This is a genomic window from Micromonospora sp. NPDC049645 (assembly GCF_040675155.1).
Classification (GTDB): domain Bacteria; phylum Actinomycetota; class Actinomycetes; order Mycobacteriales; family Micromonosporaceae; genus Micromonospora.
Genome location: NZ_JBFAOI010000004.1, coordinates 338,145 through 359,584, shown reverse-complemented (window position 1 = coordinate 359,584; position 21,440 = coordinate 338,145). Strand labels below are relative to the sequence as shown.

16 protein-coding genes are annotated in these 21,440 nt (G+C 70.5%); 9 read left to right on the top strand and 7 right to left on the bottom strand.

Features of this window, described 5'->3' with window-relative positions; translation table 11 throughout:
* Positions 1-51 precede the first annotated feature (51 nt).
* The 3 genes from mmsB to AB0J33_RS13145 all read right to left on the bottom strand — a co-directional run bounded on the left by mmsB (position 52) and on the right by AB0J33_RS13145 (position 4,609).
* Positions 52-1,350 carry a multiple monosaccharide ABC transporter permease gene (gene mmsB / locus AB0J33_RS13155; protein WP_363612979.1) on the bottom strand — a complete coding sequence of 433 codons (1,299 nt, stop codon included), beginning with the start codon at positions 1,348-1,350 and terminating at the stop codon, positions 52-54.
* Positions 1,347-2,894 (bottom strand): multiple monosaccharide ABC transporter ATP-binding protein, encoded by a 1,548-nt coding sequence (gene mmsA, locus AB0J33_RS13150; protein WP_363612977.1) that lies wholly within the window; start codon positions 2,892-2,894, stop codon positions 1,347-1,349. The genes mmsB and mmsA overlap by 4 nt, the downstream gene beginning before the upstream one ends.
* 536 nt (positions 2,895-3,430) lie before the next feature.
* On the bottom strand, positions 3,431-4,609 hold the full coding sequence (locus AB0J33_RS13145; protein ID WP_363612975.1) for a glutathione-independent formaldehyde dehydrogenase: 1,179 nt from the start codon (positions 4,607-4,609) through the stop codon (positions 3,431-3,433).
* A gap of 120 nt (positions 4,610-4,729) precedes the next feature.
* Here AB0J33_RS13145 and AB0J33_RS13140 point away from each other — a divergent pair, with 120 nt between their 5' ends.
* The 4 genes from AB0J33_RS13140 (at position 4,730) to AB0J33_RS13125 (ending at position 9,423) form a co-directional block, all read left to right on the top strand.
* Positions 4,730-5,314: a TetR/AcrR family transcriptional regulator gene (locus tag AB0J33_RS13140; protein ID WP_363612973.1), complete on the top strand. Its 585-nt coding sequence runs from the start codon at positions 4,730-4,732 to the stop codon at positions 5,312-5,314.
* A complete protein-coding gene (locus AB0J33_RS13135; RefSeq protein WP_363612971.1) occupies positions 5,311-6,144 on the top strand; it encodes an alpha/beta hydrolase in 834 nt (277 codons plus the stop codon). The genes AB0J33_RS13140 and AB0J33_RS13135 overlap by 4 nt, the downstream gene beginning before the upstream one ends.
* Before the next feature lie 140 nt (positions 6,145-6,284).
* On the top strand, positions 6,285-7,967 hold the full coding sequence (locus AB0J33_RS13130) for an ATP-binding cassette domain-containing protein (RefSeq protein ID WP_363612969.1): 1,683 nt from the start codon (positions 6,285-6,287) through the stop codon (positions 7,965-7,967).
* Positions 7,957-9,423, top strand: a complete 1,467-nt coding sequence (locus AB0J33_RS13125; RefSeq protein ID WP_363612967.1) for an aminotransferase class V-fold PLP-dependent enzyme — start codon at positions 7,957-7,959, stop codon at positions 9,421-9,423. Before AB0J33_RS13130 ends, AB0J33_RS13125 begins: the two co-directional genes overlap by 11 nt.
* Positions 9,424-9,452: 29 nt before the next feature.
* Here AB0J33_RS13125 and AB0J33_RS13120 read toward each other — a convergent pair whose 3' ends face one another.
* Positions 9,453-9,851 carry a hypothetical protein gene (locus AB0J33_RS13120; protein ID WP_363612965.1) on the bottom strand — a complete coding sequence of 133 codons (399 nt, stop codon included), beginning with the start codon at positions 9,849-9,851 and terminating at the stop codon, positions 9,453-9,455.
* Positions 9,852-10,255: 404 nt separating this feature from the next.
* Between AB0J33_RS13120 and AB0J33_RS13115 the strand changes: the two genes are divergently transcribed.
* The 4 genes from AB0J33_RS13115 (at position 10,256) to AB0J33_RS13100 (ending at position 14,667) form a co-directional block, all read left to right on the top strand.
* Positions 10,256-11,512 carry a family 16 glycosylhydrolase gene (locus AB0J33_RS13115; protein WP_363612963.1) on the top strand — a complete coding sequence of 419 codons (1,257 nt, stop codon included), beginning with the start codon at positions 10,256-10,258 and terminating at the stop codon, positions 11,510-11,512.
* Positions 11,513-11,718: 206 nt separating this feature from the next.
* Positions 11,719-12,741 carry a DUF4331 family protein gene (locus AB0J33_RS13110; RefSeq protein WP_363612961.1) on the top strand — a complete coding sequence of 341 codons (1,023 nt, stop codon included), beginning with the start codon at positions 11,719-11,721 and terminating at the stop codon, positions 12,739-12,741.
* A gap of 380 nt (positions 12,742-13,121) precedes the next feature.
* Positions 13,122-13,667, top strand: coding sequence for a hypothetical protein (locus AB0J33_RS13105; RefSeq protein WP_363612959.1), 546 nt, complete (start codon positions 13,122-13,124; stop codon positions 13,665-13,667).
* Between the two features lie 76 nt (positions 13,668-13,743).
* The gene (locus AB0J33_RS13100; RefSeq protein ID WP_363612957.1) at positions 13,744-14,667 is read left to right on the top strand and encodes a hypothetical protein; all 924 of its coding nucleotides are present in this window, start codon (positions 13,744-13,746) and stop codon (positions 14,665-14,667) included.
* Positions 14,668-14,764: 97 nt separating this feature from the next.
* Here the strand turns inward: AB0J33_RS13100 and AB0J33_RS13095 are convergent, their stop codons facing one another.
* The 3 genes from AB0J33_RS13095 to AB0J33_RS13085 all read right to left on the bottom strand — a co-directional run bounded on the left by AB0J33_RS13095 (position 14,765) and on the right by AB0J33_RS13085 (position 18,889).
* Positions 14,765-17,773, bottom strand: coding sequence for a fibronectin type III domain-containing protein (locus AB0J33_RS13095; RefSeq protein ID WP_363612955.1), 3,009 nt, complete (start codon positions 17,771-17,773; stop codon positions 14,765-14,767).
* Between the two features lie 153 nt (positions 17,774-17,926).
* Positions 17,927-18,157: a DUF2188 domain-containing protein gene (locus AB0J33_RS13090; protein WP_030491668.1), complete on the bottom strand. Its 231-nt coding sequence runs from the start codon at positions 18,155-18,157 to the stop codon at positions 17,927-17,929.
* Between the two features lie 72 nt (positions 18,158-18,229).
* Positions 18,230-18,889: a M23 family metallopeptidase gene (locus AB0J33_RS13085; protein ID WP_363612953.1), complete on the bottom strand. Its 660-nt coding sequence runs from the start codon at positions 18,887-18,889 to the stop codon at positions 18,230-18,232.
* 122 nt (positions 18,890-19,011) lie between these two features.
* On the opposite strand from AB0J33_RS13085, the gene AB0J33_RS13080 reads away from it, so the two are divergent.
* Positions 19,012-21,414 (top strand): PEP/pyruvate-binding domain-containing protein, encoded by a 2,403-nt coding sequence (locus AB0J33_RS13080; RefSeq protein ID WP_363612951.1) that lies wholly within the window; start codon positions 19,012-19,014, stop codon positions 21,412-21,414.
* The last annotated feature ends 26 nt before the right edge of the window (positions 21,415-21,440 follow it).

The following is a 21,440-nucleotide window of genomic DNA, read 5'->3' as shown; positions in this document are numbered from 1 at the left end:
GGTGAGGACTTGCCTTTCTGGATGTGAGACGGGTGGAGAGGTCGGTGGCCGTCAGCCGGACACCGCTGCCTTGGCGGGCTCGCGCTCCGCGTCCGGCGGTGAGGCGGGTGGGGCGGAGTCGTCGCGGCGGAAGGGCCGCATCAGGCTCCCGATGATGGAGAAGCGCCCCTGGCTCTTGTTGTAGACGTCGATCGCGACGGCCAGCAGCAGGACCAGGCCCTTGATGATCTGGACGCGGTCGGTACCGACGCCCATCAGCTGGAGACCGTTGTTGAGCACGGCCATCACGAGACCACCAACGATCGAGCCGCTGATGGTGCCGATACCGCCGGCGACGGCCGCGCCACCGATGAAGACCGCGGCGATCGCGTCCAGCTCCCAGCCGTTGCCGTCCTGCGGACCGGAGGCCGCCGAACGGGCCACGAAGATCATGCCGGCCAGCGCGGCCAGGACGGACATGTTCATCATGACGAAGAAGTTGACCCGCTTGAGCTTCACACCGGACAGCTCTGCCGCCCGGGAGTTGCCGCCCACCGCGTAGATGTGCCGGCCGCCGGCCGTGTTGCGGGTGTAGAAGGAGTACGCGATGACCAGGACCAGCAGGATGATGCCGGAGATCGGGAAGCTGGTGCCGACCCGACCGCTGGCGAAGCGCAGCGCCGCGAAGGCGATGACCCCGACCATGATGGCCATCCGCAGAACCGAGATCCACATCGGCGCCGGGTCGGCGTCCATCGCGCGGCGGGTCTTGCGCGCCTGGAGCTCGCGCCACACCACCGCCGCCGCCGCGGCCAGGCCGAGTAGCAGGGTGGCGTTGTTGTAGCCGGTGTTCGGGCCGAACTCGGGCAGGAACCCGGAGCCGATCTCCCGGAAGCCCTCCGGCACCGGGATGCTCTGCGCGTTACCGATGAACTGGTTGCCGCCGCGGAAGAGCAGCATGCCGGCCAGGGTGACGATGAACGCCGGCACCCCGATGTAGGCCACCCAGAAGCCCTGCCAGGCGCCGATCACCGCGCCGATGGCGAGGCCGAACACGATGGCGGCGGGCCAGGGCAGATCCCACTCGGTCATCGACTTGGCGACCAGGATGCCGGCGAAGGCGGCGACCGAGCCGACCGACAGGTCGATGTGCCCGGCCACGATCACCATGAGCATGCCGATGGCCAGGATCAGAATGTACGAATTCTGCTGGAACAGCGCGATCAGGTTGTCCGACCGGAGGGTGAGGCCATCGGTCAGGATCTGGAACAGGACGACGATCGCCACCAGGGTGAAGATCATCCCGAACTGGCGAGCGTTGGAGGTGGTGCCTCCGAAGAGGTTCTTCTGAAGGTCCTTCAATCGGCTCATCGTGTCAGCATCTTCTTCGTCGAGGTCATCTGCTTCATGAGGTTTTCCGGGGTGGCGTCCGCTCGGGCGATCTCGCCCGTGATGGCGCCTTCGAACACGGTGTAGATGCGGTCGCAGAGCCCGATCAGCTCAGGCAGCTCCGAGGAGATGACGACGACGCCCTTCCCCTGGTCGGCGAGCCGCTGGATGATGCCGTAGATCTCGTACTTGGCACCCACGTCGATGCCGCGCGTCGGCTCGTCGAGGATCAGCAGGTCCGGGTCGGTGAACATCCACTTGGCCAGGACGACCTTCTGCTGGTTGCCGCCGGAGAGCTTGGAGACGCTCTCGTCGACCGTCGGGGCCTTGGTCCGCAACTCCTTGCGGTACGCCTCGGCCGCCTGGTACTCCTCAACCTCGTCGAGCACGCCGTGGTGCGAGATCTTGGACAGCTTGGCGGCCACCGTCGACGTCTTGATGTCGTCGAGCAGGTTGAGGCCGATCGCCTTGCGGTCCTCGCTGACGTACGCGAGCCCGTTGTCGATCGCGTCGGCGACCGACTTCAGGACGATCTCCTTGCCGTCCTTGATGATCGTGCCCGACTCGTACACCCCGTAGGAGCGGCCGAAGACACTCATCGCGAGTTCGGTGCGGCCCGCGCCCATCAGGCCGGCGAAGCCGACGATCTCGCCGCGGCGCACCACGAAGCTCTCGTTCTTGCAGACCTGCCGCTCGGCGGAGATCGGGTGCCGGACGTTCCAGTTGCGGACCTCGAAGAAGACCTCGCCGATCTTCGGCGTGTGGTCCGGGAACCGGCTGCTCAGCTCGCGACCGACCATGCCGCGCACGATCCGGTCCTCGTCGACCCCGTCCGCCTTGACGTCGAGGGTCTCCACGGTCCGGCCGTCGCGCAGGATGGTGATCTGGTCGGCGATCGCCTCGATCTCGTTCAGCTTGTGCGAGATCATGATCGAGGTGATGCCGCGGGAGCGGAAGCCCCGCAGCAGGTCCAGCAGGTGCCGCGAGTCGGCCTCGTTCAGCGCGGCCGTGGGCTCGTCCAGGATGAGCAGCTTCACGTCCTTGGCGAACGCCTTGGCGATCTCGACGAGCTGCTGCTTGCCGACCCCGATGTCCTTGATCAGGGTGTCCGGGTCCTCTTCCAGACCGACCCGGGCCATCAGGTCCAGCGCCATCCGGTTCGCGGCCTTCCAGTCGATCGCGCCCCGCTTGCGCGGTTCGTTGCCGAGGAAGATGTTCTCGGCGATCGACATTCCTGGAATGAGCGCGAGCTCCTGGTGGATGATCACGATGCCGGCGTTCTCGCTGGCCCGGATGTCGGAGAACTTGCTCTCCGACCCCTGGTAGACGATCTTGCCGTCGTAGGTGCCGTACGGGTAGACCCCGCTGAGCACCTTCATCAGGGTGGACTTGCCCGCGCCGTTCTCGCCGCAGATGGCATGGATCTCGCCGGCGCGAACCACCAGGTTGACGTCGGAGAGGGCCTTGACTCCGGGAAACTCCTTGGTGATGGAGCGCATCTCAAGGAGGATGGGCACGTCGCTCATCGCTCGTACCACCTCGCCAACGTCATCGGTTGCCTCCGGAAGGTTGAACCTTCACTCGGTTTTGTTGTTGACGGCAACGTATTGCGGCCGGAGGGCCATCCGCAAGGCGAGGGACTGTTGAAAAGGTAACAATCCGGCAATATAGATGTGGCACAGTGTTCGCCCGCCACAGCCGCCACCGCAGCCCCTCCCGGGACCCCGGCTTCCCCCACGACACCCGCGCGACCTGCGACAACGCGCTGATCGACTCCGGCCGCTACCGGCCGCCGTCCCACCAGGCAAGACGCACCGGGAACGGGGTGCGGAACGGCGCGCCGCGCCCACCGCCCCATCGAACGCCGGTGATCGGCATCGGCCGCAGCGTCACGCGCGAGAGGCCGGCAGGACCCTCGGGCGGCTGATGTGACCCACGCCTCTACCGGCCCGAGACATCGACCACCGCCGTGCCGGAACGATGGCGTCGGACGACGGGTCAGTGCCCAGCTGTCCGTTACGTCGCGTCGTGTACGGCAGGTCGCGGCGTGCGGGGGCGACCGTCAGCTCGGGTGCAGCACCACCTTGATCACGCCGTCTTCCCGCCGGTCGAAGCGGCGGTAGAAATCGGGTGCGTCGGCGAGGGTGCCGTGGTGGGTGACGATCCTGCTGGGTCGCGCCCGGCCCGCGACGACCAGGTCCCGCAGCATCGCCGTGTAGCGGCGGTCGTGGGTGCGGCCGAACCGGACCGTGACCCCCTTGCTGAACAGCGCGCCCCACGGCGCGACCAGGTTCTCGTGACCGTCGGCGCCGGGGCCGGGGTGGGGATCCTGGTCCGGGAACACCCCGGCGACCGCGATCGCTCCGGTGGCGTTGACCAACCGGGACGCGTCGGAGATGACCTGGTTCGGACACTCCTGGTCGGGATGCTCGCGGTCGCGGGCCTGGAAACCGACCGCGTCGATGACCTTGTCGACCCCGCCCAGCTTCTCCTCGCCGAGCGGCAGCCCGTGCCGGGCCCGGTCGGCGCGGATCTGCTCGACCGGGTCGCCCCGGCGGAAGTCGATCGGTACGGCGCCGATCTCGCCGGCCTTGTCGAGCCGGGCGTCGACGCCGTCGACGCAGTACACCACCCGGGCGCCCCGAAGCAGCGCCGAGTACGTGCCGAGCAGGCCGATGGTGCCGGCGCCGAACACCGCCACGGTGTCACCCGGCCCGACCTCGGCGAGGGTGGCGGCGGCGTGCCACCCGGTGACGAACGCGTCGGCGAGCAGTACGAAGTCGTCCTCGTACCCGTCCCCCGGCTCGCCCGGCACGGGCACGCAGTTGGCGTCGGCCCACGGCACACGCAGCAGATCGGCCTGCGCGCCCCGGTACGGACCCATGCCGGCGTAGCCGTAGGCCGCACCCGGCCCCTCGGCCCGAGCCCGCAGGCAGGCCGCCGAGAGCCCACGGGCGCACATCACACACGTCCCGCAGAACAGGTGGGTGGGAATCACCACCCGGGCGCCCGGCCGGATGGTCTGCACCGCGCTGCCCACCTCCTGCACCACGCCCAGCGGTTCGTGACCGAGCACCAGGCCGGGCTGGGCGCTGGTCCGCCCGTCGTACATGTGCAGGTCGGTGCCGCACAGGGCGGTGGAGGTGATGCGCACGAGCGCGTCGGTCGACGCCTCCAGCGTCGCGTCGGGCACCTCCCGCACGGCGACGGTCCGGACGTCGGCGTAGACGACGGCTCTCATCCCGGCTCTCCTGTTCCGCGGTGGAACGGCCGGTCTTCCCCCGACTGAGCCGTTCATGCCTCCCGGAGCCCGTGCTAACTTAGGAGCCCTAAGATATTTCCTAGTGATACGAAGGTTGGTATGCCACGGCAGGGTCTGACAAGCGCGCGGGTGTCGGCGGCCGCTGCCGAGCTGGCGGACTCGGTCGGCCTGTCGCGGTTGACCGTCGCGGCCGTCGCCCGGCACTTCGGGGTCTCGGACGCCGCCCTGTACGCGCACGTCCGCAGCCGCGACGCGTTGATCGAGCACGTCGCGGTCCGGGCGGCGGCGACGTTCGCCGACGCGCTCGCGATCGCCGTGGCCGGGCGGGCAGGTCGCCAGGCCCTGATCGGGTACGCCGACGCCTGGCGCGCGTTCGCCGTCGGGCACCCGGGGCAGTACGCGGCGACGCAACTCCAGTTGCCGGCCGAGGTCGGCACGAGGTCGGCGGGGCACCTGCGCATGATCGAGCTGAGTTACGCGATGCTGCGCGGCTACGGGCTGGACGAACCGGCCCTGACCGACGCGATGCGATTCGTCCGCAGCACCTTCCATGGCTTCGCGAGCCTCGAAACCGTCGAGGGTTTCGGGCATCCCCGCGCCGTCGACGCGTCCTGGCGCTCGATCCTCGACGCGGTGCACACCACTCTGAGCAACTGGCCGACCACGACCCGGGAGCAACGATGAACAGCCACGATCAGTCGGTCGAGTCGGCCGACGGAACCCGCCTGGTGGTCCGGCGCCTGGGCGTCGGCGACCCCGTCGTCCTGGTGCACGGCTCGGGTGGCGGGCTGCACTCGTGGGCCGCCGTCGCGGATGACCTCGCCCACGATCACGAGGTGTGGCTGCCGGCCCGGCGCGGCTACGGTCCCAGTGACGTTCCACCCGGCGTCAAGTCGTTCCGGGACGAGACGGCCGACCTGGTCGCCGTCATCGAGACGGCCCGCCGCTCCTCGGGCCGACCGGTCCACCTCGTCGGGGCGTCCTACGGCGCCACCCTGGCGCTGCACACCACGTCGGCCGAGCCGCGTGACGTGCGTTCCCTGGCCGTCTTCGAGCCGCCGCTCTTCGCGGCCGGGGCGGAGATCGCGCCGCTGCTCAACCGGTACCGTGCCGCCTTCGAGCGCGACGACGCCGCCGCGATGGCGGCGGCCCTGAACGACGTGACGCGGGTCCCGGCCGAGGTCGTCGCCGCGATCGCCGCCGGTGCCGGCGACCGGCGGCCCGATCCGGTCGAGGCGCGCCGCTCGGCGGTCGGCTGGCTGCACGACCTTGAGGCCCTCGCGCAGGACAGCACGGACATCACCCGGTGGTCCTCCATCGCCGTACCGACCCTGCTGCTGGCCGGCGCCGACACCTGGGAGCCGATGCCCACCACGATGAACGCGCTCGCGACCACGATCCCGGCGGCGCGCTACGTCGTCTGGCCAGGTCAGTCGCATTTCGTGACCATGACGGCACCCGCCCTGGTCGCCCAGGCGTTGCGGCGGTTCTTCGCCGGGGTCCCGGTGGCCTGACCGAACCCGCCGGCAGGGTGACTGGCTGAACGGGCGACAGTCGCTGACCGTCCACTTCGGGCGCACCGAGCGACCGCTCAGTAGCATCGGCGGGGCACGATATTCAGGCGGACCACTCCCGACCGGATCGAGCACCCGACATGACGACCGAGCAGACCACGTCTCCCCCACGTGCCGGTGTCGGCATCGCCGCTCATCGGCTCGGCCAGAGCGTCCGGGGTGGGTGTCAGATCCTGGACGGCATCTCGCTGGACATCGCGCCGGGCGAGCTGGTCGCGATCATCGGCGCCAGCGGTGCCGGCAAGACCACCCTGCTGGAGATACTGGCCGGGGTACGGGAACCGACGACGGGCACCGTGACGTACGCCGGCATCGCCGCGGCCGGCGCGATCGGAGTCGTTCCGCAGGACGACATCATCCACCGTGAGCTGCCCCTGGCGCGCACCCTGCGGTACGCCGCCCGCCTGCGCCTACCCTCCGCCGGCCCGACCGAGGTCGGTGACCGGGTCGCGGAGGTGCTCGCCGAGCTGCGCCTCACCGACCGGGCCGGCACACCCGTCGGCCTGCTCAGCGGCGGTGAACGCAAACGCGCCAGCATCGCCGTCGAGCTGCTCACCCGGCCAGGTGTCTTCTTCCTGGACGAGCCCACCTCCGGGTTGGACCCGGCGATCGCCGTGGAGCTGCTCCGGGTGCTGCGCGCCCTCGCCGACAGCGGCGCCACCGTGGTGCTGACCACCCACCAGGTCACCGACGTGGACCACTGCGACCGGGTCGTCGTGCTGACCCGCCAGGGCCGTCTGGCGTTCACCGGCACCCCGGCCGCCGCGCGGGAGTTCTTCGGCCTGCGGTCCCTCGTCGAGGTGCACCTCCGGCTCGACGAGGCGACGCATCCCGCCGAGTGGCCCGATCGCTTCGCCGCGCGGCCCGACGCCAGTCCCCCGGCCCCGGCGACCCATGCCGGTGCCACCGCTGCCCCGGTGCCCCGACGGGTCGGCCGGCTGCGCCAGTGGGCCGTCCTCACCGCGCGCAACGCGGAGATCGTCGTCCGCAACCGGCTAACCCTGGCGATCCTGCTCGGCTCGCCGCTGATGGTGCTGGGCATGTTCGCGCTGCTGTTCCGTCCGGGGGCGTTCGAGCCGACCAGACCCAGCCCGACGGTGACCGTGATGATCCTGTTCTGGATCGCGTTCGGCGGCTTCTTCTTCGGGCTGACCTACGGGCTCCTGCAGATCTGCACCGAGCTGCCGATCCTGCGTCGGGAACGGCTGGCGGGCGTCCGGCTGGTGCCGTACTTGTCGGCGAAGGTGGCGGTGCTGCTGCCGCTGCTGGCCCTGGTCGACCTGGCCCTGCTCGGGGTGCTGCGCGGCATGGACCGGCTGCCACCGGTCGGCGGCGCCGACTTCGCCGCCCTGTACGCGACCCTGCTGCTCTCCTCGGCGGCGGCGCTCGCTCTCGGTCTGCTCTGCTCGGCGGCCGTGTCCGACGCGGCCCAGGCGACGCTCATGCTGCCGATGCTCTGCTTCCCGCAGGTGCTGTTCGTCGGCGCGATCCTGCCGGTGCCGGCCATGGCGCGCGGCGGTCAGTGGCTCAGCTACGCGATGTCTAACCGGTGGGCGTTCGAGGGTCTGGGGCACACCGCCGGGGTGGAGCGGCTCTGGCGCGACGGTGGCTCCCCGCTCGGCCCGCCACTGCTGGCCACGTACGGCGACAGCTTCTCCCGGCCGGTCTGGGTCAACTGGCTGGTGCTCGGCGGCTTCGTGCTGCTCTTCCTGAGCGCGACCTGGGCGGTGCTGCTCCGACGGGACTCCCGCCGTGCGTCCTGAATCGACCCCGCACACCTCCCCCACCGCGCTACCGGGTTACACCGCCACCGGGCGGATCGACGAACTGCGCGCCACCGAGTACCGGCACCTGGACACCGACGGGCAGGTGTACCTCGACTACACCGGGGCCGGGGTGGCGTCCCGGGCGCAGGTTCGCGAACATCACGATCGGCTGCTCGCCGGCCTCTACAGCAACCCGCACTCGGAGAACCCGACGAGTGCGGCGGCGGGCTCGCTGGTGGAGTCGGCACGACGCGCGGTCCTCGACTTCTTCCGCGCCGACCCGGCCGAGTACGCGGTCGTCTTCACCCCGAACGCCAGCGGCGCGTGCCGGCTGGTCGGCGAGGCGTACGAGTTCGGTAGCACCGCGCCGCTGGTGCTGACCTGGGACAACCACAACTCGGTCAACGGCATCCGCGAGTACGCCCGGTCGGCCGGCGCGTCCGTACGCTACGTCCCGCTGAGTGGGCCGGAGCTGCGGGTCGCCGAGTCGGACCTGGTCAGGGCGCTCGACGCCGGCCGGGGCGGCCTCGTCCGGCGGTGGGGTCGGCCCGGTCGTCGGGGGTTGTTCGCCTACCCGGCGCAGAGCAACTTCTCCGGCGTGCAGCACCCGCTGAGCTGGGTGGAGCTGGCCCACCAGCGGGGCTACGACGTACTGCTCGACGCTGCCGCCTTCGCGCCGACGAACCGACTTGACCTCAGCGTCGTCCGGGCGGACTTCGTGTGCCTGAGCTGGTACAAGCTCTTCGGCTACCCGACCGGGATCGGTGCGCTGCTGGCCCGCCGCGAGGCGCTGGCCCGGCTGCGTCGACCGTGGTTCGCCGGCGGCACGATCCGGGCGGTCAGCGTGCAGGGCGACTGGCACCGGCCGATGGACGACGAGTCGGCGTTCGAGGACGGCACGCTCAACTTCCTGAGCATCCCGGACGTGGAGTTCGGGTTGCGCTGGCTCGACTCGATCGGCGTGGATCTCGTGCACGCCCGAGTCGGTCTGCTCACCGGATGGCTGCTGGACCGGCTGACCACCCTGCGCCACGACACCGGCGGGCCGCTGGTCCAGGTGTACGGGCCGACCTCGGGCACCGGGCGCGGCGGCACGGTCACGTTCAACCTGCGCCACCCGGACGGCACGCCGGTCGACGAACGGCTCGTCGCGCGGGAAGCCGCAGCGGCCGGTTTCTCCCTACGTACCGGCTGTTTCTGTAACCCGGGCGCGGCTGAGGGCGCGTTCGGGATGAGCCGGACGGCCATGCGGCAGCGGCAGTTGGCGGGGGTCGACACGATCGACCAGTACCTTGCCGCGCTGGGGCTACCGACGGGCGGCGCGGTCCGGGTCTCGTTCGGGCTGGCCTCCACGGCCACCGACGCGGAACGTTTCGTCGACTTCGTCCGGTCGACCTATCTCAACCGTGACGTCGGTGTCGTGGCACCGCTGCCACCTCGGCTGCGGTGCTGATCTGCCGGCCGGGCGGCCCCGCGGCCTGGTCAGCTGAGCTGGGCCACCGGCGCCGGGCGGTGCTTGATTTCCTCCATGAACGGGAACCGGGCGGTCAGCTCGGCGATGGTCAGGCCGGCCCGCCAGGCCGCGGCCACCTGGGCGACCCGCATCAGGTCCATGACGTCGCCACGGGCGAGGACCTCTCCCGACACCCGAATGTCGATCATGAAATATCGAGCCTGCGAGCCCAGCCCGACGCAGACCACGCCCTCGTCGGAGTGCAGCTCGGCGCAGGTGAATCGGGCTCGCCCCTGCTCCGGGGCGGTGACGCGGCCGACGTCGAGCGCGTTGCGGGTAGCGGTTTCGATGAGCGCGGGGGCCAACCCACCCCGCTCGACCAGATCCGGGTAGAGGCGCACACCCAGCGCCGTCGACGCCTCGCTCATGACTGACTCCCACTTCCTTGTGACAGAGACCAGCAGCGCGCAGGTTACGGGAACGTTTCCGGCACGCCTCGTCATCCTGTCCCGGGTGGACGCCCCACGGCAATAGGAAAGGTCGATTCGACCGCTATCGAGTAACGCCCCGCGTTGCCGCACGTCGTTGCCGGGTTAGCGCCGTCCACCTCGGAGGCATCGACATGCGTCACGCTGGATGTCGCTCGCCGACCCCGGCGCTCACGGGCCAGCATCGGGCGGTAACGGACGGTCGTGATATTGGAAACAGTCTTGACAGAAAGGGCACCATATCGACATGCTTCGCTTTAGAGAGCGCTCTCCGCTCCGGTTGCACAGACCCCGCCACACCACCCACGCCGACCTCCGCCACCACCCACGCTGAGGAGCCTCCCGTGTTCACAGCCCGCCCCAGCCTCCGCTTTCGCCCGCTCGTACTCCTGGCGGTCGCCCTCATCGCGACCACCACGGCGCTCGTCCTCCCGGTGCATCCCGACCGGGCCGAGGCCGCCATCGGCCCGATCAGCTGGCAGGACGAGTTCAACTCCCCGGCCGGCACACCCGTGGACCAGAACAAATGGCGGTTCGACATCGGCGGCGGCGGCTGGGGCAACAACGAGCGGCAGTACTACACCAACAGCACCAGCAACGCCGTCCACGACGGCCAGGGCAACCTGGTGATCACCGCCCGGCGGGACAACCCCGCGAACTACCAGTGCCACTACGGGCGCTGCGAGTACACCTCGGCCCGGCTGCTGACGGCGGCCACCTTCACCCAGACGTACGGGCGATTCGAGGCGCGTATCAAGATCCCGCGCGGTCAGGGCATCTGGCCGGCCTTCTGGATGCTCGGCACCGGCGGCGGGTGGCCCGACGCCGGCGAGATCGACGTCATGGAGAACATCGGCAGGGAGCCCAACACCGTCTACGGCACCGTGCACGGCCCCGGCTACTCCGGCGGTGGCGGCATCACCGGCAGTCGTACCCTCGGATCGCCCCTCGCCGACGGCTTCCACACCTACCGGGTGGACTGGGAGCCGAACGTGATCACGTGGTACATCGACGGTGTGCAGTACCACCGGGTCGATCCCGCCCGGCTCGGCGGCAACCGCTGGGTGTTCGACCACCCGTTCTTCATGATCCTCAACGTGGCGGTCGGCGGTAACTGGCCCGGCTACCCGGACGGCTCGACGCAGTTCCCGCAGCAGATGCTCGTCGACTACGTCCGCGTGTCCAGCTACACCTCGGGCGGCGGCGACCCGGCCCCCGGCACCAGCCGGATCAGGGGAGCGCAGAGCGGTCGCTGCATCGACATCCCCGGCGCCAACCCGGTCGAGGGCGCGAAGCTCCAGATCTGGGACTGCAACACCACGGCGGCCCAGAGCTGGACCTTCGCCTCCGATGGGACCATCCGCGCGATGGGCAAGTGCATGGACCCGGCCTGGGCCGGCACCGCCAACGGCACCGAGGTCAACCTGGTCAGCTGCAACGGCAACACCGCGCAGCGCTTCACCCTCAACGCCGCCGGCGACCTGGTCAACCTCAACGCCAACAAGTGCGTGGACGTACGGGAAGCCAACCCCAACAACGGCGGAAAGCTGCACCTGTGGGATTGCATCGGTGCCGCCAACCAGAAGTGGTCCCGCGTCTGACGACACCGGCACGAGCGCGTGGGCCGTCCGGGAACAGCTCGGGCGGCCCGCCGTCGCGCCTGTGGCGACGCGGGGCGACACCACCGAGGGGCATGGCCCGCCCGTCCGCCGCCGTGAACCCGAATTAGCTCGATGCGGAGAGCACCAAGGCTTACGCCCACTATGTTCGGATTAGTCCAAAATCCGGCAGTTCCGGGAGTGAGCTCATGTCGCACCACCTCGACACCCCCCTCGCCGCCCAGGGCGGTCAGCTCTACATCGACGACCTGTACGTCTTCAACGGTGATCGCGCCACCGTGTTCGTGATGGACGTCAACAGCTCGGTGACCAAGGCCGACATCAAGCGCGGCTTCCACGCCGAGGCGCGCTACGAGATCAAGATTCACATCAACGGCGCGGAGATAGAGGACCTGACCTACCGATTCGCCTTCGGCGAGCCGGATGGCGACGCCAAGCAGACCCTCCAGCTGTACGAGCTCACCGGAGCGGACGCCCGCGACGACGCCGCCATGGGCACTCCCATCGCCGAGGGGCGCACCGGCGAGGTGACCACCGGCGGCAACGTCCGGATCTGGGCCGGGCGGATCACCGACCCGTTCTACATCGACCTCGACGAACTCGCCACCATCAACGGCGCGGTCGGAAACGGATCGAAGGTGGACCGCTCAGCGTGGCGCGTCGACCAAGCCAAGAACAGCTTCGCCGGCACGACCGTCGAGTCGATCGTCCTCGAGGTCTCCCATGACGAGCCACTGCTGCGCGACGGCACCGAGATCGGCGTGTGGTGTCGCACGATGCTGGCCACCGACGCCGGCGGATGGCGCCAGATCAACCGCGCCGGCCACCCGATGATGTGGCCGATCTTCTGGCCGCACGACACCGACTTCTCGAACCCGGCCAACTTCCGCCACCCCGGCAACGACCTCACCGAGGGCGGCGAGGAGATCGCGAACGCGGTCGCCGGGGTCGTCAAGGCGAACGGCACGGCGCCGGACCCGCAGGCGTACGGCTGGAACGTCGCCCGGCAGCTCTACCCGGACCTGCTGTCGTACAAGGTCGGCACGGCCGCCAACTTCGGCTTCGCGGTCCGCAACGGCCGCACCATGGCGGACAACGCGCCCGAGGTGATGTTCTCCCTGATCCTCAACACCGGCACCACGTCCGGCCTCACTCCGGACGTCACGAAGGCCGCCCGCGCCGCCACCTTCCCGTACGTGGTGCCGGCCTGAATCTGCGCGCAGGGGCTCGGTGGCCATAGTGCCGCCGAGCCCTTGCCGTGCCCGGCCTCCATGCCCGCACTCCGCGACCGCCCTCCGCGACCGCCCTCCGCGACCGGCTCCGAACGCGACGAGGGCCTCATGATCGTGCTCGATCCAGGAACGAGGCCCCTCCCGCGCCGAGGACACCACTACCTCCAGGATCGAGCACGATCATGGGGAGGCCGCCCGACCCGGCCCGACCCCCGTCCCCGACCGTCCGACCAGGTCCGGCGCCGTCTTCGACGATCGACCATCAGGTGATCCTGGTGTTATTCGCCCCGCGATGGGCGTTTTGCGTAGTTAGTCTCTTAAACGCTTCCTATGGGTTCTTTGAGGACAAAGGAGACTCGATGCGTAGAAAAATTCTCGCGGGCGTGGCCGGCATTGCCGCCGTCGTCGCACTCGCCGGACCGGCCGCCGCGGACACCACGGGCGACACGATCGTCACGCTGACCGTGGACGCCGCCGGTGGTCTGTCGATCACGGTGCCGGCGTCGGTGAACATCGGGCACGGCGTGGAGGGCTCGACCGTCACCGGTCAACTCGGCCCGGTCACCGTGCTGGACCAGCGTGGCTCGCTCACCCCCAACTGGACTGCCACCGTCATCTCCACCGACTTCACCACCGGCGGCGGCACCTCCGGGGAGACGATCCCGAACATCAACGTCCTGTACTGGTCGGGCCCCGCCACGGCGACCGCCGGTGGCGGTACCTTCACGCCGGGCCAGCCCACCGCGGCCCAGCAGGTGATCATCAACGTCCCGCGGACGGCGATGAGCCACACCGGCGGCACCGGCAACAACTTCGCCACCTGGAACCCGACCCTGGTGGTGAACGTGCCCGTCGGCACCGTCCAGGGTGTCTACACGGGGACGGTGACACATTCGGTGTTCTGAGCCGCTCGGCCGGCTGGTGCTGCTGGTCTCGGTCGCCCTCGTGGCGCTCGGGGTTTCGGCGGCACCAGCCGTTGCCGTGCGGGAGCAGCGACAGGAACCGGCCGAGGAAGCCGCGATCAGCATCCGCATGCTGGACATCCCCGCAAGTCGGGTGCAGGACCCCCGCGCCCAGGTCTACATCGTGGATCACCTGAAGCCCGGCACGACGATCCACCGCCGGGTCGAGGTGCAGAACACCTCCGCCGAGACGCAGAAGATCGAGTTCTACTCCGGAGCGGCATCGATCGAGAACAACGCCTTCACCGTGCCCGACGCGCGTACGGGTAACGAACTCAGCGGGTGGATCCGGTTGAGGACCGCCGCCATGGAGCTGGACCCGGGCGAGCGACGGCCGGTCGAGGTCGAGATCGCCGTCCCGAAGAAGGCGAGCAAGGGCGAGCGGTACGCGGCGATCTGGGCGCAGGTCACCAGCGCGAAGGAGCGCACCGGCAACGTCACCCAGATCCACCGGGTGGGCATCCGGGTCTACCTCGACATCGGTCCGGGTGGCGAACCACCGTCGGACTTCCGGATCGACGGACTGGGCGCCGAACCCGGCACCGGTGAGTTCCCCGTGGTCACCGCGAAGGTCACCAACACCGGTCAACGCGCCCTGGACATGACCGGCACCGCGTCGCTACGCAAGGCGGCGGTTCAGGCCGGCCCGTTCAAGGTGACCAACGGTGTGACGATCCTGCCCGGTCAGAGCGGCCAGGTCCGGATCGAGGTCAACCAGTCCCTGCCCGCGGGCACCTGGGAGGTGCACGCGAAGCTCGCCAGCGGCACCGTCGAACGCACCGCCACCGGCACGATCGTCCTGCCCGTCGCGGCCCCGATGACGGTCGCGACGTCCAACGGGCCGAGCTGGCTGGTCTACACGGTCGGCGGTATCGCCCTACTGGTGCTGGTAACCCTCGGTGGCTGGTACCTCGTTCGCCGGCACCGCACCCAGCTGGCCTGACGTCCCCGCAGCACCAGAGACTGCCCGGCCGTTCCCTTCGGAACGGCCGGGCAGCGACGTTCTGCTGGTGGGTTGGGACCCGGAACGGCTGGCCGCGCTAGATGACGGAATGCGTCACGACCGCCACGTAGTCACCGACCACCACACCGGACGGGATGGTGACGAACAGGCTGGGGTTCCAGGTGGCGGAGTTCGGGCCTCCCGTTTGACCGGACCATCCGGCGGCCGTACGGGGGGTGTCCAGCACCGCCCCGGGCTGCGGGATGAAGGTTCCGACCCCGGTGCTGGCGACGGCCGCCCCGGAGGCGTACGTGATGTTGCTGTTCGGGATGGTCTGTCCACCCGAGCCGGACCCCGTGGTGAAGCTGGTGCTGGAAACGACGCTGACCCAGTTTCCGGAGAACGGCCCGCGGTCGTCGGTGACGGTCACCGGGCCGAGTCGACCCGAGACGCCCGTGGTACCCGAGGTGACGGTGCCGAGGGCGGAGATCGCCGGGACGCTGATCGAGAGCCCACCGAGTGGGCTGACGACCAGGTCGACCGGTCGGGTCGCGGACTGGTTGAACGCGTCGGTCACCCGGACGGTGAACGGGAACGTCCCGGACACGGTGGGCGTGCCGGAGAGCAGTCCGGTGGCCGGGTCGAGAGTCAGCCCGGCGGGCAGCCTGCCGGCGCTGACCGACCAGGTGAACGGTGCCGTGCCACCGGTAACGGTCAGCTGGTACCGGTACGGGTCGTAGGCCTTCCCGGGCGGCGGTGGTGCGAAGGTCAGCGTCGGGGACGCGTTGACCGTCACCGACGCGGAGGGGGTCGACTGCGGGCCCGTCCCGGCGGCGTTCGTCGCGGCCACCCGGAAGGTGTACGTGGCGCCGGCGGTCAGCCCGGTGACGATCTGGGTGGTGGCGGGGTCGCTGAAGACCCGGGGGGTCTGTGCCACGGTGCCGAGGTACGGCGTGACGGTGTAACCGGTGATCGGCGATCCTCCGTTGGCCGGGGCCGTCCAGCTCACCGTGGCGGCGTTCGTGCCCGCGGTGGCCGAGGTGTTCGTCGGCGCGCCCGGCAGGGTGTACGGGACCACCGCCGCCGAGGCGGGGCTTTCCGCGCCGGTACCGAACGCGTTCACCGCCGCCACCCGGAAGGCGTACGAGGCACCGGCGGTCAGCCCGGTCAGGGTGCGGCTGGTGGTGGAGGCGTCGAAGGTGAGGGTCGGTTGGGTGACGCCGTCCCGGATCGGGGTGATCAGGTAGCTGGTGATCGGGCTGCCGTTGTTCGCCGGCGCCGTCCAGCTCACCGTGGCGCTGGTGACGCCCGCGACGGCGGTGGGCGTGGCCGGGGTGCCCGGGGTGGACGCGTAGACGAAGTTCGCGGACCCGGCGGAGCCCCGGGTGACGACGCTGACGGTGACCGTCGCCGGGCTGGAACGGGCCGGCATGGCGGAGATGGCGAGCGTGCCGTTCGGGTTGACGGTGAAGCAGCCGGCGGCCGGGCCGGAGGTACACGGCAACAGCAGCACCGAGGTGCCGGCCTGCTGCTCGGCGGCGGTGCCGATGGTGATCGCGGTCGCCCCGGTGAGGTTGCTGCCGCCGACGGTGACGGCGACGCCCCCGGAGACCGAACTCTGTGCCGGGGTGACGGTGACGCCGCCAGGTGCGGTCGCCGGCGTGGCGGGCGTCGTGGTGGTGGAGAACCCCGGGTTAGCGTCGATCGACGAGGAGGTCGCCACCGTGGCGGTCTGGATGAGCGTCGGTGTCACCCCGGTGCCGGTGACGGTCGCGACGACCGTGATCGGTGGTAGCGAGGTTCCGCCGGGGAAAGGGCCGTTGCTGTTGGTGCAGGTGATGGTCTGCCCGGACGGTGCGCCGCAGGCCCAGCCGGTGCCGAACGCGCCGCGCGGGACGACGCCGGCGGGCACGGTCTGGGTGACCGAGATCGGCGAAGGCTCGGCGGCCACGGCATCGACCCCCGCCGTGATCGAGTAGGTGACCGGATCACCGGGCTGCGGGCTGGCCCCGACCGCGCTGGTCTGCGACACGTTCAGGTCCGGCACCGGGTTGAAGCTGACCGCCCGCGCGTTGTCGACCTCGTGGAAGTCGGTGACCGAGCCGGTGGAGCCCACCCAGCCGAAGGCGAGTTGCCGCGGGTAGCCGCTGGCGTTCAACCAGTTTGGCGACGGGTACAGACTCGACGACACGACGGGTAGGGCGCCGGCCAGGGTCCGCGCCGCGCCACCCACCGGGGTGAACTTGACCCGGTACTCCCCGGCCGGAACGGTGATGCCGGTGTCGGTGGTGAACGGGGACGAGGTGGTGTTGGCAACCACCTCGACCGGCACCACCGAGGCGGACCGGGTGGCGGCCCGCAATGCCAGCGCCGCCGAGGAGGTGCTGGTAGCGGTGCTGTTGATCGCGCAGTAGCCGACCCCGTTGCGGCCCGGTCCGCGGATCACGACCTGGCCGGGGACGCGCCCGCCGGTGGTCGAGATGTACGGCGGGTTCGTGCAGCCGCTGCCCTGGTACGTGCTGTTACTGAAGTTGCCGTAGACGTCCAGGCCGACGCCCAGGTAGCCGTTGGACAGGCCCACCGACGCGCCGTTGAACGCGGCCGAGTAGCCCAGCGAGCCGCCCGGCTGACCGAGGGCCGCCGGGGACCTCGGGTTGGCCGGGTCGACGGCGGCCAGCACGAAGGCGAGGCCGTCCGCGCCCGGGTTGCTGCCGCCGTACTGGTAGGTGTTGAAGGTGACGTGCAGGCCCTGCGAGGTGGGCACACTCACCGCCCCGAACACCCCACCCTCCCGGGTGGTGCTGGCGGGGGTGAGGCGCAGCTTGCCGGCCCCCTGTGGGTCGGTGGAGGTGGTGCAGCTCAGCAGTGGCCCGCTTGTCGAGTTGCCGGCCGCGCTCAGGCAGGCGGCGTTGGCCGCCAGGACGCCGGGCACGCCCGGCACCGCCACCGCGCCGATGCCGTTCGCGGTGTTGTTGTGGAACGGTTGGTCGAACAGGACGGACCCGGCCGCCGACGCAGGGAGTGGCCCGATCGCGAGAACTCCCAGGATGACGGCCACCACCAGCGCGGCAATGCTGCTCGGACGACGCCGGCCCCGTAACGACATGTCCACTCCCAGCTTTCACTCCAGCCCCGATCTGGACTATAATCTCCCAAAACGCCCAAAATTCCCGTACCTGGAAGCTCGGCCGGCCACCCGACAGAAGGACTGACCTCCCCGGCGTCGCCGGGGAGGTCAGTCCGGGAGAAACGAAAGTTGTCAGCCCTCGATGTCGCGGGGGTCGCGGCTGCGGGGGTAGGTGTTCTTCTCCCCGATCGTGCCGTCCTGCTTCTTGATCACGTGTTCGACGCCGCGGTCGGCCGCCATCTCCCGGCCCTGGGCCTGCGCGTCGGCCTTCACGTCATGCGTGCTGCTGGCTCGCTCGTGACCCTCCGGCTTGTTCTTCCACTGCCCGTCCTCGTGGTACGTGTCGACGTCACCCTTGACCATGGCCGGCTCCTCCCTGCGTCTGAACTGTCTCCCCGATCAGTGCCCCGAGGCACGCCGGGCAAACCGTGGTCCTCAGGAGACGGCCGGACAGTTCTTGCTCACCCGCCGGAGGATCTGCTCGCGTTCGTCGGTGGTGATGCCCGACGGCACACCGTCGAAGTGGGTCTCGACCTTGTCCCAGCCTCGGCGCTGCTCGTAGTGCAGGTGCGGCGCGCCGGAGTTCCCGGTGCTGCCGAGCCGCCCGATCTGATCACCCTGGGCAACCTTCTGACCGACCGTGACCAGTGGCGGTTCGAGCATGTGCAGGTACTGCGTCTCCCACTTGCCGCCGTGGTCGATCTTCACCCAGTAGCCGCCGCCACGCCCCCGGGGTCCGTCCGGGTTCTCCGGGTTGCGCCCGCCCAGCGAGCCGTTGATGCCCGCCACCGTGACCGTGCCGGCGTACGACGCGAGCACCGGCCGTCCCCACGTCTCACCCTCGATTGGGAAGAAGTCGACGTCGTAGTCGTCGTGGCCGGGGTAGGTGCTGAGCTGCCACGTCTCGCCGCAGGCCACCGGCATTTGGAAGAGCGGGCGTGGTCCGGCCGGACGCAGCATCGGTACCGCGACGATCGCGATGCCCAGCAGGGCCGCCACGGCGACGAGCGCGAGGACGAGGCGGAGGGCCCGGCTTCGCGGGCGGCGGTGGGAACGGGCTCTGGTGGGGCGGCCGGTCGTCACCGGCCCGAGCATGGCAGATGCCGGCAACAGCCCGGCGCGGGGCCACACACCCGAGCAGGGAGACATTGCAGTCGCATCGGAAACGGGCTACGGTCGAATGCAATACAGTTGTATTGCAAAGAGAGTGGGCTGCCATGCACGTGATCGCGTTGTCCGAGGTGACCGCCGCCATGACCGATCTGGTCGGCGGCAAGGCGGCCGGGCTGGGCGAGCTGATCCGGCGCGGCGAGCAGGTGCCCGACGGCTTCTGCGTCACCACCGAGGCGCACCGGCTCGGCGTCATCCCCACGGCCGAGGTCGTCGACGCGTACGAACGGCTCGGGGCCGGCCCGGTGGCGGTACGCTCCAGCGCCACCGCCGAGGACCTGCCGGACGCGAGCTTCGCCGGGCAACAGGACACCGTTCTCAACGTCACGGGCACCGACGAGCTGATCGCCGCCATCGAGAAGTGCTGGGATTCGCTGCACGGCGACCGCGCGACCGCCTACCGGGACGCCCACCAGATCGATCACCAGACGGTGCGCATGGCCGTCGTCGTGCAGCGCATGGTCAGCCCCGCGGTGGCCGGGGTGCTGTTCACCGCCAACCCGCTGACCGGGCGCCGCGACGAGATGGCGGTCGACGCCGCGGCGGGCCTCGGCACGACCGTGGTGGACGGCACGGCGGCGGTCGACCACTACGTCCTCGACGAGGTCCCGCGCGACGACGCCGGCTGCCTGACCTCCGGGCAGCTGGCCCGGCTGCGCGCCACCGGCGAGCGGTTGCAGGCCCACTTCGGTCGCCCACAGGACGTCGAGTGGGCCATCGACGCGAACGACGTGCTGTGGCTGCTCCAGTCCCGGCCGATCACCGGCCTGTTTCCCCTCCCACCGGAGACCGACAAGCCCCTCCCCCGCGTCTACCTGGAGTTCGGGCACGTCCAGGGCATGCTGCAACCGGTCACCCCGATGGGCATGTCGACCCTGCGGACGCAGATCGCCGCGATGCTCGCCGCGCTCGGCGTACGGGTCGAGATCGTCGACATCGGTGGCCGCCTCTACGGCGACCTGACCGACCTGGCGCGGGACCGGTCGTCCCGCAAGCGACTGGTGAAACTCCTCGCCGTCGACTTCGGCCCACGCGCCCAGGCGGTGATGAAGCACGTGCTTGCCGATCCCCGGTTCGCCCCGACCAGCGGCGGCACCGGGCGCGGCGGGGCGCCGGGGGCCGCGTCGCTGCGCACGGCCGGCCGCGCGGTGGTGGGGATCTCGCGGGCGCTGGCTCGTCCCGAGACCGCACGGGTCCGGATGTTCGAGGCGATCGAGCAGATCAAAGTACGCTCAGCCGCTCCCGCCGACCTGCGCACCACCGCCGACCGGCTGTGTTTCCTCCAGGCGCACGACGCCGACGACAGCGCCGACGCGATCATGTGGCCGATCGTCGCCGGGATGCTCGCCGCCGCGCTGCCGACCGCCCTGCTCAAGGGGATCGCCGGCCCGGACGAGATCCACGCCGTGCTGGGCGGCATGCCGTACAACGTCACCATCGAGATGGACCTGGCCCTGTGGCGGCTCGCCCAGGGCGCGGGTGATCACCGCCAGCTTCTCCTCGACACCCCGCCGGCCGAACTGGCCGCGCGCCACCTGCGAGGGGCGCTGCCCGACATCGGCATGGCGGCCTTCCTGGACGCCTACGGTCACCGGGGCGCCGCCGAAGTCGACCTCGGGGTGCCCCGCTGGGCGGAGGACCCGACACCGGTCTTCGCCGCGGTCGCCAACTACCTGCGCGTCACCGATCCGGGGCAGGGCCCCGACCAACGCTTCGCGCGGGCCGCCGCGGCAGCGGAGAACGCGCTGCGGGAGCTGGTCACCCGGGCCCGCCGTCGTCGGCCGGTGCGGGGCATTCTCGCCGGTTTCCTGCTGCGCCGGGCGCGGTCGCTGGCCGGCCTGCGCGAGGCCGGCAAGTTCGCCGGGCTGTACCCGCTGCGCGAGACGCGCCGCCAACTGCTGCTCATCGGCGCCGACCTGCGTGACGCCGGGTTACTGGAGCAGCCCGACGACATCATGTTCCTGACCCTCGACGAGGTGCACACCGTCGTACACCAGGGTGTCGACCTGCGCGGGACGGTCACCTCCCGACGGGCGGTGCACCGCCGGGAGCTGCGGCGTCGGACGGTCCCGGTGGCGCTGCTCTCCGACGGCACGGATGTCGAGACCGTTCTGCCGCCGACGCCGGCCGCCGACGGGACGCTCGCGGGCGTGGGCGCGTCGGCGGGCCGGGTGACCGGCCCTGCCCGGGTCGTCCACGAGCCGGACACCGCGCACGTCGAGCCGGGCGAGGTCCTGGTCGCCGCGACCACGGACCCCGGGTGGACCCCGCTGTTCCTCACCGCGTCGGCGCTGGTGACCGAGACCGGCGCGATCATGGCGCACGGCCCCACGGTGGCCCGTGAGTACGGCATTCCCGCCGTCATCTGCGTGCCGGACGCCACTCGGATCATCTCCACCGGGCAGCTCGTCACCGTGGACGGCGGCGCCGGAACCATCACCCTGCACTGACCGTCACCTCCCCCCGAGAAGGACGA

What these genes read in the sequence shown, in the direction of transcription:
- AB0J33_RS13145 (WP_363612975.1), bottom strand. Translation starts at nt 4,609, where the DNA reads ATGAGAGCCGTCGTCTACGCCGACGTCCGGACCGTCGCCGTGCGGGAG.
- mmsB (WP_363612979.1), bottom strand. Translation starts at nt 1,350, where the DNA reads ATGAGCCGATTGAAGGACCTTCAGAAGAACCTCTTCGGAGGCACCACC.
- AB0J33_RS13120 (WP_363612965.1), bottom strand. Translation starts at nt 9,851, where the DNA reads ATGAGCGAGGCGTCGACGGCGCTGGGTGTGCGCCTCTACCCGGATCTG.
- AB0J33_RS13110 (WP_363612961.1), top strand. Translation starts at nt 11,719, where the DNA reads ATGTCGCACCACCTCGACACCCCCCTCGCCGCCCAGGGCGGTCAGCTC.
- AB0J33_RS13090 (WP_030491668.1), bottom strand. Translation starts at nt 18,157, where the DNA reads ATGGTCAAGGGTGACGTCGACACGTACCACGAGGACGGGCAGTGGAAG.
- mmsA (WP_363612977.1), bottom strand. Translation starts at nt 2,894, where the DNA reads ATGAGCGACGTGCCCATCCTCCTTGAGATGCGCTCCATCACCAAGGAG.
- AB0J33_RS13140 (WP_363612973.1), top strand. Translation starts at nt 4,730, where the DNA reads ATGCCACGGCAGGGTCTGACAAGCGCGCGGGTGTCGGCGGCCGCTGCC.
- AB0J33_RS13135 (WP_363612971.1), top strand. Translation starts at nt 5,311, where the DNA reads ATGAACAGCCACGATCAGTCGGTCGAGTCGGCCGACGGAACCCGCCTG.
- AB0J33_RS13095 (WP_363612955.1), bottom strand. Translation starts at nt 17,773, where the DNA reads ATGTCGTTACGGGGCCGGCGTCGTCCGAGCAGCATTGCCGCGCTGGTG.
- AB0J33_RS13085 (WP_363612953.1), bottom strand. Translation starts at nt 18,889, where the DNA reads ATGCTCGGGCCGGTGACGACCGGCCGCCCCACCAGAGCCCGTTCCCAC.
- AB0J33_RS13130 (WP_363612969.1), top strand. Translation starts at nt 6,285, where the DNA reads ATGACGACCGAGCAGACCACGTCTCCCCCACGTGCCGGTGTCGGCATC.
- AB0J33_RS13105 (WP_363612959.1), top strand. Translation starts at nt 13,122, where the DNA reads ATGCGTAGAAAAATTCTCGCGGGCGTGGCCGGCATTGCCGCCGTCGTC.
- AB0J33_RS13080 (WP_363612951.1), top strand. Translation starts at nt 19,012, where the DNA reads ATGCACGTGATCGCGTTGTCCGAGGTGACCGCCGCCATGACCGATCTG.